Origin of the sequence: Streptomyces sp. PsTaAH-124, assembly GCF_000373685.1 — a bacterium.
GTDB lineage: Bacteria > Actinomycetota > Actinomycetes > Streptomycetales > Streptomycetaceae > Streptomyces > Streptomyces andamanensis.
Window position 1 is genome coordinate 58,501 of sequence record NZ_KB892165.1, and the last position, 16,667, is coordinate 75,167.

At 68.9% G+C, this 16,667-nt stretch carries 6 protein-coding genes; 2 read left to right on the top strand and 4 right to left on the bottom strand.

Translation table 11 applies throughout. The features are described from left to right. Positions 1-80: 80 nt before the first annotated feature. A complete protein-coding gene (locus B086_RS44570) occupies positions 81-722 on the bottom strand; it encodes a hypothetical protein (protein ID WP_158690384.1) in 642 nt (213 codons plus the stop codon). A gap of 81 nt (positions 723-803) precedes the next feature. Next, positions 804-8,579: a ricin-type beta-trefoil lectin domain protein gene (locus B086_RS0112065; protein ID WP_018566667.1), complete on the bottom strand. Its 7,776-nt coding sequence runs from the start codon at positions 8,577-8,579 to the stop codon at positions 804-806. Between the two features lie 540 nt (positions 8,580-9,119). Between B086_RS0112065 and B086_RS0112070 the strand changes: the two genes are divergently transcribed. After that, positions 9,120-12,323, top strand: coding sequence for a DNRLRE domain-containing protein (locus B086_RS0112070; RefSeq protein ID WP_018566668.1), 3,204 nt, complete (start codon positions 9,120-9,122; stop codon positions 12,321-12,323). Positions 12,324-12,450: 127 nt separating this feature from the next. Beyond that, positions 12,451-14,031, top strand: coding sequence for an endonuclease/exonuclease/phosphatase family protein (locus tag B086_RS0112075; protein ID WP_158690385.1), 1,581 nt, complete (start codon positions 12,451-12,453; stop codon positions 14,029-14,031). A gap of 197 nt (positions 14,032-14,228) precedes the next feature. Here the strand turns inward: B086_RS0112075 and B086_RS0112085 are convergent, their stop codons facing one another. Together B086_RS0112085 and B086_RS41935 are read right to left on the bottom strand one after the other, a co-directional pair. Continuing rightward, a complete protein-coding gene (locus B086_RS0112085) occupies positions 14,229-15,809 on the bottom strand; it encodes a YncE family protein (RefSeq protein ID WP_018566671.1) in 1,581 nt (526 codons plus the stop codon). Between the two features lie 68 nt (positions 15,810-15,877). Next, entirely contained in the window at positions 15,878-16,513 is a 636-nt protein-coding gene (locus B086_RS41935; RefSeq protein ID WP_158690386.1) for a hypothetical protein, read from the bottom strand. Positions 16,514-16,667: the final 154 nt, after the last annotated feature.

A 16,667-nucleotide genomic window follows, 5' to 3' on the forward strand; every position in this document is an offset into this window, starting at 1 on the left:
GGTTCCCGGAAGACGATGTCATGGCCGCAGGCGTGCCGCGTGCCAGCTGCACCACGCCGTACACCGCTCAGTACAGATGCTCACTGCGGAACGATTTGACCAAGACCAATTCTGACCATTTCAGGAAGCGACTCGACGCGGAGATCACCAACGTCTCCGCGTGCCACGAGAACCCCCAGGGACCGACCGATCTCATCTCCGGCAGAATCGACCAGCTCTTCGTCCTGGATCGAATGCATCAGCGCATCCAGAACCCGGCCATCCCTCCAGTTCACGAGATCAATAATTGCTTCGCACCGAAAGTCGAAATCTTCCGATTCGTCCAAGACGAGCGCCAGCATCCGTTCCGCGCGCCAGTCCCATTCCAGCCGACCGATATCTTTCAAACCGTCCAAAAACTCTTCGGGCGGGCGATACCCATGTTCTTCCATATAGTGCAGGATCATCATCGGGGCGACATAAACATCCCCACTCCGACCATAATATCGATATTCCCCGTTTCCTTCGAATGCGGAATCCGGTGGGCAAAATTCACATTCGTGCGTGCCCAGCGTGACGCTTCCCAGACGCTGCGAGGCACCCCTGATCCTCTGCCTGTCGGCGGCACCCAGGTCCTGACCACCGCCGCCCTGCACGCCGAACCGACGGCCCAGCCAGCCGACCGAGCGCATCGGGATGGGGAACCTTCGGTACTCATAAAGAGAGAGATCGAGATACTCCATGCCACTTCCAAAGATAAAAATCTCACGGGGAGGCATCATGCCTCCCCGTGAGATTGCCGGTCGGATCAGCCCCGCTTCACACTATCGGGGGTTTCTACTCCCTCGGCAGGCCGCCCAATGACACGTCCCCATGTTCGGCTGAAGCAAGTCACTGAGCAGTGTCCTCTCCTCGACAACGGTGGAGCCGTTCCGGAATGTGAAGCCCGGACCCAGTGGCGACAGAGTGTAGTTGGGAATCTCGTCACCCGGGCCGGCGATCGACACCGGAGTCATCCTCGGGCCGCCAGGGCCAGAGATCCTCATCCCCTCCTGCCGGGAGATCGTAAACCCGTGCTCGCCGTAGAAAGCGACCGAGGTGCCTTCGGGGACGACCACTGTTCCGTGCTCAGGCCGCCAGGATCCGTGACCGTGGAAGACGGTCTCGCCGTCACCGCGGAAGGCCATGTCCGTGCGAGTCGCACCGCCGGACGTGCCTCCACCGCTGTCCGCCAGACTCTCGGAGTCACCGGTTCCGCAGTTGTGGACGAGGACCGATACCCCACCCGCCAGCACATAGTACGTGTGCAGATCCGACACCGTCATGTTGTGGACGGTGGTCTGCGCGACCGTCCAGCGGGTGACGGCCGTGATCTGGACGTGCGTGCCCGAGCTGGTGCGGAGCCATTCGCCCGGCTGGAGTTCGGTGGCCTTGACCCAGGTGTTCAGGGCGGGGACCCAGAAGGGGTGGCCGTCGGTCGCGGTGACCTGGGCCGTCTTCGTGCCCTTCGGGCCGTCGGTGTCGATCGTGACCTTGACCAGGTGCTTCAGGCCCTGGCCACGGATCTCGGCCGTGACCGTCTCGACGCGGGTCTCACCCGTCTTCGGGTCGGTCGCGACGACCTTGTCGCCGGCCTTGACCTTCTCGATCGGCTTGGTGGAGCCGTCGGCCATCAGGACCCTGGTGCCAGGGGCGAAGCTGTTGCACGTCGCGCCCTCGCCGCTTCCTCCCTCGCCGGCCTTGCCCGAACCGCCGCTGCCGCTGCTTCCGCCCTTGCTCTTGGCGGAACCCCCGGAGTGGCCACCGGGTTTGGAGCCGCCTCCCCCGGACTTGCCGCCGCCACCGCGGGTGTGGGACGACACCTTCGGAGCCGCCTTGGCCTGGGCCGCCTTGTGCCGGGGGTTGCCCGTCTTCTTCGCGGCTTCCAGTGCCTTGTCGGCGGTTCTCTTGGCTGCCTCGGCCGCTCTCTTCTTGGCTCGTTGCGCCGCCAGCTTCTTGGCTCGCTCGATGGCGAGTTTCTTCGCTCTCAGCGCCGCGGCCTCGGCGGCCTTCGCCGCCTTCAGCACGAGCTCGGCCGCCTTCTTGGCCGCCTTGAAGGACTCGACCGCCTTGATGGTGCGCTTCACGGCCTTGATGACGGACGGGATCTTGCCCAGCTTGGTCCACGGGATCGCGTCGACCGCGATGCTGATGCAGGACCACATGCTGCCGCCGAAGCAGGCGATGGCGTCGTTGATGCCGATGAAGTCCTTCAGCGTCTCCCACGCCACAGCCAGGATCACCGAGGTCAGGGACTTGCCCTGCATGGCCTGGGCCTGGGCGACCTGAGCCGCGGACAGACCCGCGCCCGCGAGGGCGGCGGCCCGCTCCGACGCGGTCAGCGAGATCGCCATACCGGTCGGGTCGGAGAACGTGACCGGGTTGTTGTGCGCGTAGGCGTAGCCGTTGGACTGCTGGACGTCGTTGAGGTCCACCACCGGGTCGGCGGACAGGAAGCGTCCCACGACCGGGTCGTACAGACGGGCCCCCAGCGGCTGGTAGCCGGAGGGATCGTCACGGGGCGCGCCCAGGAAGCCGCTGTGGCTCTGGAAGTTCACGCCGGCCGTGTCCGCGCCGCGCTGGTTGCCGAACGGGTCCTGCTTGCGGAAGCGCACCGGCATCCCGCTGCCGAGGTAGACCTCGGCGTACGCGCTGCCCTGGTGGTCGTTGGTGAGCGCGACCATGCGCTCGCCCGCGACGCCGTCGGCGTACCGCATGACCGCGCCGCCGGGGGCGTCGTAGGTGCGCTGGGTCTGCACCAGGACACCGCCCTGCTGCACGGTGACCTCGGACTCACCGAGGGTGAGGGTGGCCTGCTTGCCCCGGATGGTCAGCAGGCGTTCCCCGCTGGGCCCGTAGATGTAGCGGGTGTCGTTCTGCGGCAGCCACACCTGGGCCGCCTTGGTGCTGTCGCAGGTGGCCAGCACGATCGGGGTGGAGTCCGCCGAGTTCGCGTCCTGGACCGCCAGGCACAGGCCCGAGGCGATGTGCGTGAGCTGCCCGGAGGCGTTCCGCTTCAGCTCCTGCCCGGCCGAACCGTCGCACTTCTGCAACTGGAGCGCCGACCCCGCCGTGCTGCCGGCCGGCTGGAGGCACCACTTGTCGTAGATGGTCAGCGTGCCCCGGTCACCGTCGGTCTGGGCCGCGCCCGGAGAGGGCACGAAGCGCCAGCTCTGGGCCGGTGCGGCGTTGCAGGTGTAGAGCTCGATCTTCCGGCCGGCCTCCGTGAGGCCGCTGTTCAGGTCCAGGCACTTGTCGGCGAGGCCCACGTACGGGGTCTTGCCGCCGCTGCCCGCGCCCTTGATCCGCTCGATCTTGCCGTCGTACGTCCAGGACAGCTCCTGCTTGTCGCCGTTCTCGACGGACGTGACGGACTTGGTCTCGCCGGTCAGCTCGTACAGGCGCTCCGCCTCGGCCTTGACCTGCGCGCCCTGGGGCGTGGTGTAGGTCTTGGACACCTTGGTCAGCGTGTGCGGCTGGGTGCCGTCGGCCTTGCCGTAGGCGTAGGTGGTCGTGGCGTCCTTGGCGGTGGCGCCGGTGAGGTCCTTCTCGGTCAGCTTGGTGCGGTTGCCGAGCAGGTCGTACTCGTACTCCTGCCAGTAGCCGGAGCCGTCCTTGCCCGCGGCGACGTTGAGCGTGCCGTCGCTGTTCTTCGGACCGGTGCAGGAGCTCTGGTCCTTGGAGGTCCAGGCCGTCTTCAGCTCGCCCAGCGGGTCGTAGGCGAAGCACTGGCGCTCGTCGACGCCGGTGGCCGCCTCCTGGACGGAGGTGACGTTGCCCGACGGGTCGTAGGTGTACGACCGCTTGGAGACGAGGTTCCCGGAGACGAGGGTCTTGTCGTCGCTCTTCTCGCGGAAGACCTGCTGGTCCTTCAGCTCACCGCTGGACTCGTCGAAGGTGTTCTGCGTCCAGACCCGGTAGGGCTGGGCACCGAGCGTGGAACGCAGCACCTGGCCGTAGGGGTCGTAGACCGTCTCGGAGCCGTACCAGTCCTTGCCGGAGACGGAGAGGGGCTTGCCGTCCTTGTTGTAGCGGACGACGAGTCTCTCCTGGTCCAGCTTGCCGACCTTCGGCAGCGTGGACTCCTCCAGCACGCCGTTGTCGGCGTACTTGTAGGAGTACGTGTAGGACTCGTCCAGGCCCCAGGCGGCGGCCAGGGTGCTCGGCAGGCTCAGCGTGGTCGAGGTCGGCTGGTAGTCCTTGGTGTAGCCGTTGACCTGCTGGGTGTAGGGCTGGCCGTCGGTGTAGCGGGTGGCGGTGTAGGGCATGCCCTTGCCGCCCGGCGCCAGGTCGTAGGTGAGGCTGGAGAGCAGGGTGCCGGACGCGTTGTCCAGGCGCTGCTCGGTCGGCCGCGACAGCTGGTCGTAGCCGTTCCACACGACGGTGCCGCGCGCGTTCTTCGTGGTGAGGACGCGGTCGTGGTTGTCGTACGTGGTCCTGGTGGCCCCGGCGTCCGGGTCGGTGGCCGTGTCGAGGCGGCCCCGGTGGTCGTAGGTCCACGTCCACGGGTGGGCGGCGTCGGCGGAGTTGGCCGCCTTCACCAGCTGCCCGCGGGGGTCGTACTGGTAGCGCATCGACGTGAAGCCGCCGGGCGCGTCGGCGTTGAAGGTGTCGACCCGCGAGGTGCGTCCGAGCGCGTCGGTGAAGACACGGTAGTCGGAGGTGCCCTGCGGGTTGTCGACCTTCGACCAGTCCAGGCCGTACTCGTAGCGGGTGGCCCGCTCGGGGACCTCCTTGGACTGGGTCTCGCCGGTCAGCGGGTCCGCGACCTTGAGGACCGGGGTCTCCTGGAGCACCCGGCCCGAACCGTCGTAGCTGTAGCGGGTGATGTTCGGGACGGCGGTGTCGGCGAGCGGCGTGAACAGCTCGCCGGGCTTGGCGTCGTAGGTCAGGTAGGCGTTGTTGGTCTGCCAGACCTCACCGGAGCTGTTGTACAGCGTGTCGGTGATCAGCCAGCCGCCGCCGTCGGCCTCCTCCTGCGTCTGCCGCTCGCGGCCGAGGCCGTCGTAGAGGGTGACGGAGGTCTCGACACGGTCGTTGTAGCCGCGCGAGTAGGTGGTGACGTAGGACGGCTTGCGGTCCTCGCCCTCCTTGTACTGCGGGACCGTGTAGACGGCGTGGAAGTCGGGCACGGCGCCGTCGGCGGGCGGCCGGTCCGCCGCCCAGGCGTTCTCGAGGCGGCCCAGCGGGTCGAACTCGGCCTGGCTGACGTGGTTGTTGGCGTCGATCGTCTTCGTCGTGGTGCCACGGCCGGGCTCGATCTCACGGATCTCGGACTGGCCGAGGGCGTTGGTCTCGGTGACCTTGAAGACCTGGCCGCGGGCGGGCTCGTAGGTGAGGAGACCGGCGGTCTTGTGGTCCTGGTCGGTGGTGCGGGTGACCCGGCCGATGTCGTCGAACTCGGACGTGCCGTCGGACTGCCAGCCCGTGCCCTCGCCGTTGACCGACCAGGTCTCGGACGCCTCGCCCTCGGTGGCCTCGGCGAGCGCGGCGCCGTACGCCTGCCCGTCGTACGCGGTGCGGGTGCCGCCGGACAGCGTCGACAGGTTCGCGAAGTCGGCCGCGGCGCAGGTCGTCGGGGAGATCAGGACCTGCTTGGTCAGGCCGATCAGGTTCTTCTTGGTGTTGTGGACGTACTCCGACTTCGTGCACGACTCGTCGCCGGTCTTGCCGGTGTCGCCGAGGGACTCGACCTGGACGGGCAGGCCGTAGGTCGTCTCGTACGTCGTGTGGGTCCTGACGGTCCGCTCGGTGCGGGTGTCGTCGCTGTTGGTGCCGGAGGACTTGGTGTAGGCGAGCTCGTCCGGCTCGGTGACGCGCCAGGCGCGCAGCGGGTCCAGGCCGTCGTCGCGGTCGCGGTGGGCCAGTTCGGTGGCCTCCGGGACGGTGACGGAGCGGGAGACCCAGTCCGTGTCGGCGTCGGTGGCCTTGTCGTAGTCCAGTTCCTCCGCGATGCGGCCGGCGAACGCCTCGCGGTCCTTGGCGATCTCGGTGCCGGTGATGTCCTTCATGGACACGCTGTCGCCCATGCCGCGGAAGAAGCGGGTCACCGACTTGGACTGCTTGGAGCCGATCGAGGGGTCCTCGCTGCCGGTGATCACCGTGGTCTGCTCGACGCCCGCGAACTGCGAGTACGTGCGGGTCGACTTCTTGGTGAACTCCTGCTCGGCGAGCTTCCAGCCCGGGTTCCTGTACGTGTACGACGTCTTGGTCGCGAACGCCCCGTCGACGTTGGGGAGTTCCTCGATGGAGTCGACGACGTACTTCTGGAACCAGTCGATGTCCTCGACCTCGGGGTCCGGGGACCAGAACGAGGGGTAGCACAGCCGGGTGTTCGTCCTGAGGGCGGCGGAGCCCTTGCCCGGCAGGCCGGTTCCGGTGGCGCAGTCGCCGGTGGGCTGCTTGTAGGTGACGACGGTCTCGCCGCCGTACTCGTTGATGACGCGTCCGATGCGCGGCCGGGAGAAGCCGGGCCGCGGATCGTTCTGCCCGCGCATCACCCGGTTCGGCATATCGTCGACGGTGGGCTCGAAGCGCACCGCGTTCATCGCGACGCTCTTGTCGGTGCTGCCGCCCCGCGCGAAGCCGGTCCGCTGCACCGACTCAAGCCACAGCGCCGTGTTCGGGCCCGAGGTGAGGACGGGGAAGTTCTGGGTGAGCGTGAAGCGGTCCACGACCTGACGGGCCGTGGTGTCGGTCCGGCGCTGCGCGGAGGTCTGGATCTGCGTCAGGCGCTTGCGGCTCCAGAAGGAGGGGCCGGCGTTCCAGCACTTCGTCTTGTAGGTCGAGGTGACCTTCCTGCAATTCAGGTCGGCCGGGGTGTCGTACCAGATGCGGTACTTGCCCGGGTCCTTGTCCTCGAAGTTGGCGTCGGAGCAGGCCAGTCCGCCCTCGGGCAGACAGCGCTCCTCGACGGTGAAGTTCACCCGGGCCGGCGCGGTGGCGGTGAAGAGGGTGTCCTTGCGCTGGCCGTAGTCGATGTGGTCGAGCCAGCCGTCGCGGTCGTAGACGACCGGCGCCTTGAAGTCGAAGTTGCGGGCGTAGTAGTTCTGGTCCTTCTTCCACCACAGGGACATGGCGTTGCCGTGGATGTCCTCGACGTAGTCGAGGTTCCAGCGCCAGCCCTGTGTGCAGGCGGAGTGGACCCAGTCGCCGGCCTTGTAGCAGTCCTCGCCCTCGTGGTTGCCGTACACCGGCACGGTGAGCACCGAGTCGGTGACCGGCTGGCCCGAGGTCCAGTTGGGCAGCTTGTTGAGACCGAAGTGGTAGCGGGTGCCGTCACGGGTGGTGACGACCCAGTACTCGCCCTGGTAGGCGCCGTTGCCGTTGCCCGCGTCGGTGCGGCGCTCGATCTTCGAGCCGTCGCCGTTGGCGGTGAACCACTCGTGCGTGTCCTTGTCCCAGACCAGCTCGGTGGTCATCCCGCCCAGCGACAGGGTCGCGTTGTCCGAGCCCCAGCACAGGTCGGCGGTGCGGTGCGTCTTGTTGTTGGACCCGGTCTTCTTGGAGTCCTCACGGCAGTTGGCGTACGTCCGGGTGATGGAGCCGGGGTTGTAGTCCCAGCCGTCACCGATCCAGGAGGCCTGGTTGTTCGTGGCCGAGGTGCGGCCGTCCACCGACTGGGACGAGTAGCCCAGGGAGATCTTCGGCATCGGGCCGCCGGCGGTCTGCGGCACCTGCACGTCGTAGGAGTACGTGAACGCGCCCGACGAGGAGCCGGCCGCCCAGGCGCCCGACGACAGCAACGGGGACGCGGTGAAGTCGCCGCCCGCGGAGGCTCCCGTGTCCATCGCGCCGATGACCTGCGGACCCGAGGCGTCCACCACCGGCAGCACATCGCCGTCGCGGTACGACGCGGTCCGGACCGAGGCGCCCGAGGCGCTCGTGCCGGTGTCGTGCGCGAGCAGGGCCCCGACCGGCACGGAGCCGGTGAGGATCTGGTGCCGGGTGGCCTTCTTCGAGGCCTTGTACTTCGTCGGTGCCTTGGCGGCGGCGACGACCTTCACCGAGCTGCGCAGCCGCTCGGGCCGCTTCTCGGTCCTGCCCGACATGGTGGTCGTACCGCCGTCGGCGGCGCAGTCGCCGCTGTCGGGGCTGTCCATGACGCAGTTCGGCAGCAGGACCATGCCGAAGCGCGCGGCGGCCTGCGTGCCGTACAGGTCGGCGAAGCCGGCGGTGTCGACGGCGATCGAGACCTGCGCGGCCGGATCGGCGTCGGCCGGCGGCGTGACCCTCATGATCATGCCGGAGACGCCCGCGTCCTGCGAGGCGGTCTGCGCGGCCAGGTCGACCTTCCAGTCACCGTCGATGGCGGCCGGGTCGGCGCCCTCGGGCACGCCCACCGCGATCGGCAGGTCGTCGACCGGGACCGTGGTGCCCGGCCTGGTGTCGGCCGTCAGGGTGGCGACACCGCTGTCCTGGGACCACGGGGTGACCGCACTCGGAGTGTAGGGCGTGACAGGGACCTCGGGCGCGGTGGTGAGGTTCTTCTCCGCTTCCTCGTCCGCGTCCAGCGCGGTGGGAACGGGCAGATCGGGGAGCTTGACCTCCTCCCGGCTCATGCCGGGGCCGGGTATCGCCCACGCCTCCGGGCCGAGACTGGTCACCAGCAAGGTCGTGGACAACAGAAGGACGGTCGCCGCGCGGCTTTGCCGGCGGCGCCGTCGTTGTGACTCCGTCGTCGCCGGGCGGAACCGCCTCAGCCACGACGGTGGACTTTGAGCGCGCATACGCGTCGACCCCACCAAGGCATACGAAGAAAAACGACAGATGACTCCGCACCCTCTGTCATGAGCGCCACACGATTCAAGATCGATCCCCGGAGGTTCCATCGATGTAAGTGATCCGTGTCACGGGGCATATGCCGGCCGACCGGCACCTACGACCAATAAATCGACAAGGCCACGAATACCCGCCGCAGAGACCGCACTTCGGGCGACCAAAAGCCGCACATGACGCATCGTCAAGCGGTGACCAACTCCGACCCATGCGTTCGTCACGGATTCATAAATTCTTCACACGTGGACCAACTGTGCAGATCATGTGATCGTGTGCGCGCCCATGCCCATCCGCCCAGGTCCCCACGGGAGTAGACCGCCGCCGTGTCCGCGCCGCATCGTTTTCTCAGCCCCTTCGTGCGCACGCGCACCAGGCTGGCCCTCACCCTCGGCCTCGTGCTGGCCGCCCTGACCGCTGCTCTGTTGCCCTGGTGGCAAACCGACGGAGCCCCACCCCCGCAAGCCCGCAAGACCACCGGCGCGCGCCCCGCGTCGACGCCTCCGCGTGACGAGAGCGCCGCGCGGGCCGAGGCCCGGCGCACCCGCAAGCAGGTCCTCGTGGAGACCGCCACCACGGCGACCTCCCAGACCTGGGCGCGGCCGGACGGCCAACTGCGTACCGTCATCACGGCCACGCCGACCAGGGCGAAGACCGCGACGGGCGCCTGGGCGCCGATCGACAACCGGCTGCGCCGGGTGCCCGACGCCCCGCGCAACCTGGGCGTCCAGCCCGTCAACGCCGCCCATCCGATCCGCTTCTCCAGCGGCACCAAGGGGGCCCACGCCGACCGCTCCTTCACGCGCCGGCCACTCGTCGACAGCGTCGACAGACCGAAGGCCCACGACACACTGCTGGCCGAGGTCGACATCGACGGGGACACCGTCGCCTACACCTGGCCCGGTCCCCTGCCCGAACCGGTCCTCGACGGACCGCGCGCCCTGTACCCCGAGGTGCTGCCAGGTGTCGACCTGCTGCTGGTCGCCCGCGAGGAGGGTGGCTTCGCGCAGCTGCTGATCGTCAAGAACGAGGAGGCCGCCCGCTCCGATGCCCTCGCGACGGTGACCTACGGGCTGCGCTCGGCGACGGCCCGCTTCCGCCAGGACAAGAGCGTCGGCCACGTGGTCGTCCAGGACAAGTCCGGCAAGGAAATCGGATCCCTCCCGACCCCGTTCGCCTGGGACTCCGCCGGCCGTGACCCCGAGCTGGCCGAGGCCGGCAAGGACAGCACCCCGCGCACCTCCGTCGCCACCTCCGCCGATGTGCTGAAGCTGTCCGGCCTGACGGGCATCGAGCCCGGGGCGCACAGCGCTCCCGTGCCCGTACGGTTCGACGGCGACGGCACCGGCAGCGCGCGCCTGGGTCTACAGGCCGCGAAGACCGGCCTGTTCGCCGCCGCCGGCACGCAGTACCCGGTCTTCGTCGACCCGACGCTCAACACCGGCTGGCAGGCCTGGACCGTGGCCTACAAGCCCTACCCGAACACCAGCTTCTGGGACGGCACGAACTTCTCCTCCGGCACGTCCGACGCCCGTGTCGGCCATGAGAGCGAGACCAACGGCACCGCCCGGTCGTTCTGGCGGATGAACTACAACACCAAGATCAAGGGCGCGAAGATCTCCTCGGCCCACTTCAAGGTGCTGAACAACCACTCCTGGTCCTGCACGAAGCGCGACTTCGAGGTCGTCCTGACCGGGGCGATCTCCTCGGGCACGACGTGGAACAAGCAGCCCAGCTGGTCCACCGTGCAGGAGAAGAGATCCTTCGCGCACGGCTGGTCCTCCAGCTCCTGCCCGGACGACTACGAGAGCTTCAACGTCAAGGACGCCGCCCAGAAGGCCGCCACCAGCGGCTCGTCCACCATCACCCTCGGCATGCGGGCCGCCCCCGGCACCGAGAGCGACAACCAGACCTGGCGCAAGTTCAAGGCGACCAGCGCCGCCCTGGATGTCGTCTACAACCGGACGCCCTACGAGCCCACCGGCGGCAAGTCCTCCCCCGGCGGCGCCTGTTCCGTCGGCGGCTCGGGTGTGACCGTCGGCAAGACGAACATCGTCCTGACGGCCACCGGCAAGGACCCCGACGACAACCTCCAGAAACTGCAGTTCCGCTTCTGGAAGACCGGCGGCACGGTCCAGGAGGTCCCCACCGACGTCACCCCGAACGCGAGCGGAACGGCGTCTGTGACCATCCCGGCCACGTTCCCGCTGGAGGACAGGACCACCTACTCATGGGATGTGCGCTCCAAGGACTCCGAGGGCCTGACCTCCACGTTCTTCCCGCCGGGCGACGATCCCTGCCGGATCAACATCGACGCCAGCGCCCCGCCGCAGCCGACCGTCGACAGCACGGACTTCCCCGAGGCCACGAGCAACCAGGACAACTGGTCGGGCATCAAGTTCGGTGGCAAGGGCTCGGTGACCTTCAGCGCCACCGGCGCCACCAAGTTCCGCTGGTCCATCGAGGGCAACAACCCCGTCGATGTCACCGCGAAGAACGGCGCGGCCACCGTCAGCGCGCTGGCTCCCGCGCACGCCGGCCCCAACACCCTCCAGGTGTACGCCTACGACAACGTCGGCAACGCCAGTAAGCGCACCAACTACACCTTCTACGTGCCGCCGCGCGACAAGACCGACGGTCCCATGGACGCCACCGGCGACGGCAAGCCGGACCTGATGATCGTCGACGCCAACGGCAACCTGCGCAACTGCGTGGGCGGCGACGACGGCGACCTGTACAACTGCCTGACCGCCTCCTACGACAGCACCAAGAAGGAGGGCGAGCAGCGCGACCCGAAGGGGTACTGGTACGACGCGGCCACCGGAAAGGCCGCCCTGCTCGCGCACTACCAGGACACCTACCCCGGTGACGGGGTCACCGACCTGTTCGCGGTCTCCCCGGACGGCCGGTTCTGGCTCTACCCGGGCGACGGCTACGGCAGCTTCGACGTCACCAAGCGCCTGGAGGTCCGCCTGCCGTCCGGTACCCCGGCACCGTCGACGTGGACCCAGATCAAGGCAGTCGGCGACATCACCGGAGACAAGCTGCCCGACCTGGTCCTGCGGTCCGGTGCGCAGTTGTGGGCGCTGTCCGGCTACACCGGCGCGACGTTCCAGACCGCCACGCTGATGAACAACGACGCCTGGGGCCGCCGCGAGGTGGTCAACGTCGCCGACATCAACGGCGACAAGACGCCCGACCTGCTGTGGCGCAACCTGGACAACGGCGCGATGTACGACCGCCAGGGCAAGCCCGGTTCCGTCGCCGGCAGCGTCGACCTCACGTCGCTCAAGCTGGCCGCCAACTCGCTCACCGGCAAGGACGAGCCGTACGGCACCGATTGGACCGAGGCCAAGGTACCCACGGCCATCGGTATCCCGGACGTCAACGGGGACGGCATCCCGGACATCTGGGCCCGCTTCTCCTCCGACGGCGCCACGCGGATCTACCATCCGTCGCGGACCAACACCAACCCCGCCGTGCGGATCGTGCTGTCGGTGAACTGGAACACGGTCAAGGCGTTCGGCTGACGCTCCTCCCGCCCCTGGCCCCGGCCACCCCCGCAGGGTGGCCGGGGCCAGGGGCGTCGCCCGGGTCCTGGCCTTCCGGTGACCCGTCCCGCATGTTTCTCACTGTTTCCTACGAGGGGATGACGGCGTGCGACGCCTCATGAGCACGGTCGCGGCTTTCTGCGTCCTGATATCCGGTCTGCTGCTGTTCTCGGCCGGCCCGGCCAGTGCGACGGCGGTGTCCGCGGACGCCGATGCCGTGGCCAAGTCGGCCGGGCAGAAATGGGCGTTGAGGTCGCTCGCGAACCGGAAGTACGTGTCGGTGCGGCTTCATGACGCCGACTCCAAGGAATGGCGGCTGCGGGCCTCGGCGGACCGGCCGGGGACCTGGGAGCGGTTCACCCTGCACACGAACCACGCGGGCAGGACGATCGGGTTCCGCTCCGAGATCACGGGCTTCCTCGCCTCGGCCGAGTTCGCCGACGGCGGCGACCAGAAGGGGATGCTCAGGGCGAGGGGCGTCCGCCTCGGCCAGTGGCAGCAGTTCATCCCCCACTATCTGGACGAAGCGGTCCTGCCCGACTCGCCCCGTGGTTCGGTCGTCGTGACGCTCCAGGCGAGCGAGAAGGCCCAGAGCGACGGGAAGGCCACCGACGCGCAGAAGGAACTGAAGTACGTATCAGCGGAGTTGGGAGCGGACAGCGACGGAGAGCTGCGGGCTCGGGCCGCCTCGGCCGGATTGTGGGAGAAGTTCGTGCTGGAGCCCGTCGCCGGCACCCTCGCCAGTGACACGCACGACATGCCCGCAGCCGGTTCCGCGCCGGCCTCGGACCTGAACGTCATGACGTGGAACCTGTGCGCGAACAACCGCAGCTGCACCTGGAGCGGCGGCCTGGCGGGCTATGCGGAGCTGAACTCCGGCATCAGCGCTCATCTGCGCAGCGGGTCCGGTGCGCTGCCGGACGTCATCTTCTTCCAGGAGTTCTGCGAGAAGCACGCCAAGCGTGTCGAGGAGATGCTGGAGAAGCCGGTGGGCGAGGGCGGTACCGGCAGGCAGTGGGACGTGCGGTTCGCTCCCATCCACAACGAGGGGGACGCGAACGGTCCCCTGGCCCAGAAGCAGTGCGCGATCAAGGACAAGAACGACAAGATCGTGGCGGACCGCGGTGCGTACGGCGTCGCCATCGCGGTCCCCGACGAGAACGTCTGGTACAAGCGCTACGACCTGGTCTCGCCGACCTCAGACATCAAGTACGAGCAGCGCACCGCGGTGTGCGCCGTCCTCCCCTCGCGCGCCGTCGCCGCGTGCACGGCCCACCTGAGCGCGGGCTACCTCTACGACGACCCCGACGGCACCTGGCGCAGGCGTCAGGCCCAGCAGCTGCTGGACATCACCAGGACGTACGAGGCCAAGGGGTACCGGGTCGTGTTCGGCGGAGACTTCAATCTGGTGCCTCCGTATCCGCAGGCCGGCCCGAAGGAGGGCGGACCGAGCGAGGCGCTGGACCCCGTCTACGACAAGTACCTCGAGTGCGGCCAGCAGGGTGACCCGAACGCGAAGCGGACCGGTGAGCCCACCGCCAACGCGTCGAACGGCAAGCCGACCCGGAAGATCGACTACATCTTCTCCCCGAAAAACGCCCCCGTCAGGAACTGCTCCGTCTCCCCGGACTCCGGGCACTCCGACCACTGGACGCTCTACGGCACGGTGTCGCTGCCGGCCACGTGAGGCGCGGGGGCGGTCAGGAGGAGACGGCCGGGGCAGGCGGCGGCCCGGTGACCGGGCCGCCGCCGTCGTCGTCGCCGCACGCGGTCGGTGTGATCGCCGCGATCGCACCGGCCGCCGCGAGGGAGCCGAGGCGGCCGCTCGACCGCGGCCGGTGACCCGGGCCCTCGCGGAAGGTGTGTGACCGGTCCGGCGTCGTCCTACGCCGAGCCCGTCCCGAACACCGCGACCGTCCCGTTCACCGGATCGACCGCGTACACCTTTCCCGTGGTGTTGTTCGCGGCCAGCGCGCCGAACTGGCGGGGTGTGCCGAGCGTGGCCTGCGGCAGCAGCGTGCTGCCGTCGGCCACCCCGATACCGCCCGGCGCGCCGCCGACGTTCTGCTGGGCCACGAAGATCCTGTTGAAGTTCTTCAGCATGGTGACCTTGTGCGCCTGGTTCCCGGTGGCGGTCGACACCGCGCAGACCGATGCCTGTCCCGTGACCTTCGTCCCGACGATGCGGTCGATACGGCCGCCGCTGCCGCCGCAGTTCGCCCCGCCGTCCAGGTAGACGTAGACCGATCCCGCCGCGGAGTTGTAGACCGCGGAGATGGGCACGTAGGGCGTTCCCACCAGGTCGTTGATCGCTGTCGAGCTGCCGTCGCCGGGGTTGACGACGATCGTCGTCGCCACGGACTTCCACGGGCCCGACGGATCGGCCGGGTTCGGAACGCACCTCTTGGCCAGGAGGTAGACCCGGTTGCGGCCGGGATCGACGGCGACGCTGCCACGCGCGCTGTTGGCGACGAGGACGTCCCCGGCGTTGGTACCGCAGGACGTCTTCGTCGGGAAGTGCACCACGGCGTCGGCGGCGTGTGTCTGCGACGAGATGGTGAACAGGCCGATGCCCGCGGCGAGGGTCGTGCCGCTGCCGACACCCGCCTTCGTGAGATACACGGCGTGGTGCGCGGGGTCGAAGGAGAAGTCCATGCCGGTGCTCGCGCTCACGACTCCGGCGGCGGGCAGCGGGATCGGCGTCGCCACCGAGCCGCCGGCCGGGATGTAGGCGACCGCGGAGGTGCTCGCGGCCCCGCCGCCGACGTAGACGTCACCGTTCTCGGGAGAGACGGCCAGGCCGGTGACGGCCGTCGTGAAGCCGCTGACGGGGATGACTCGGTCGGCGTGGGCCGTGTCGATGATCGCGACGCCGCCCGCGCCCCCGACGTAGACCCGGCCCGTGCCGGGGTCGACCGCGACGCGGGTGGGGCTCGACACCGCGCTGGACACGTCGATCGGAGCACCGACCGGGGTGTCGGTCCTGCCGTCGATCACGGTCACGTCGTTGCTCCCGCCGGCGACGACGTACACGCGGTCGGTCTTCTCGTCGACCGCGAGGTCGGCCGGGTCGGTGCCCGCCCGGATCGCGTCCGCTCCGCTCTTCGTCGGTGTGGAGGCGTCATGCAGCGTGAACGACGACTTCTCGCCCCGGCCGCACTTGTTCTCCTCGCCGACCACCAGCACGTTGTAGACCGGGTCGCCGGACAGCAGTCCGTCGGCCTTCAGGTCGTCGGCTGTCCCGTAGTGCCCGTGCCGCGCGCAGTAGGACTCCTCCGCCGTGCGGAGCGTGGCCGCGTCAGCGGTGATCGCGTTCTTGCGGCCCTTGTCGCCGAGGCCCCGGACGGAGAACACCACGACCGCGGCGACGACGCCGAGGATCACGATGACCACGAGCAACTCGATGAGCGTGAAGCCGTCCTGGCGTCTGGCCCGCGAGGTGAACGGGCGAGGGTCCCATGTCATGGCAGTCGGGGCTTCCTTCGATCGATGGGTCACGTTCGGCCCGTGCGCACGCGCGGGCCCTTGCCGCGTCACGGTGCTTCCCGTCGCACGGGCTTGACGTCCTTGGGCCCCGGCAGGTCCGGGCAGGCGATGCCGTTCCCCTCGTCGTCGAGGTGGTTCGGGTCGGCCGGCTCGAATCGCAGGACGGCCTGCGCGTCCGCCTGGCTGGCGAAGTCCGGGCAGTCGTAGGCGTCATTGCCGTAGCGCAGGAAGTAGCGGGCGTCGAAGGACCGCTTCGCCTGTGGGCAGAGCGCGCTGCGCGTGTCACCAGGACGGCATCTGAAGTGCTGTGCGGTGCCGGCGACCGGTTCGGTGTCACGCGGCTCCGGCAGTCCGCGGCACGCGACACCGCCTCCGTCGTCCAGGTGGTTCGGATCGCTGGGATCGGCCCGCAGCACCGCCTGGGCGTCCGCCTGACTGGCGAAGTTGATGCACGCGAAGGCGTTGCCGTGGTGGGCGTACTCCTTGGCGTCGAACTCCTTGCCGTGCGGGCAGAGCGCGCTGCGCTGGGTGCCCGGCGTGCACCACTCCGGGTCGGACTTCTGGGCCTGGGCGGCCGAGTCCGACCCGCCGCGCACCAGCGCCACGGCGACCAGCGCCACCGCGGCCACCACGAGAACCAGCGCACCCCATTTGGCCGTGCGCGAGCCCGACAGTCTGCTCAACAGTGCCATCACACGCCTTCGCCCATCGTGCCGCCAGCCCCTCTCCTGGGTCCCGCGGCGGCCCGACGGCACTCGCCCGCCGACCCCGCCGCGGGCTGGATGCGTGCATTACATCCACAGCGGGCACGGTTGTCAATCATTGACTACTGGGTCG

Excerpts from the sequence above, each read along its gene's own strand:
- B086_RS0112065 (WP_018566667.1), bottom strand. The coding sequence starts at position 8,579 with ATGAGCCGGGAGGAGGTCAAGCTCCCCGATCTGCCCGTTCCCACCGCG.
- B086_RS0112085 (WP_018566671.1), bottom strand. The coding sequence starts at position 15,809 with ATGACATGGGACCCTCGCCCGTTCACCTCGCGGGCCAGACGCCAGGAC.
- B086_RS44570 (WP_158690384.1), bottom strand. The coding sequence starts at position 722 with ATGGAGTATCTCGATCTCTCTCTTTATGAGTACCGAAGGTTCCCCATC.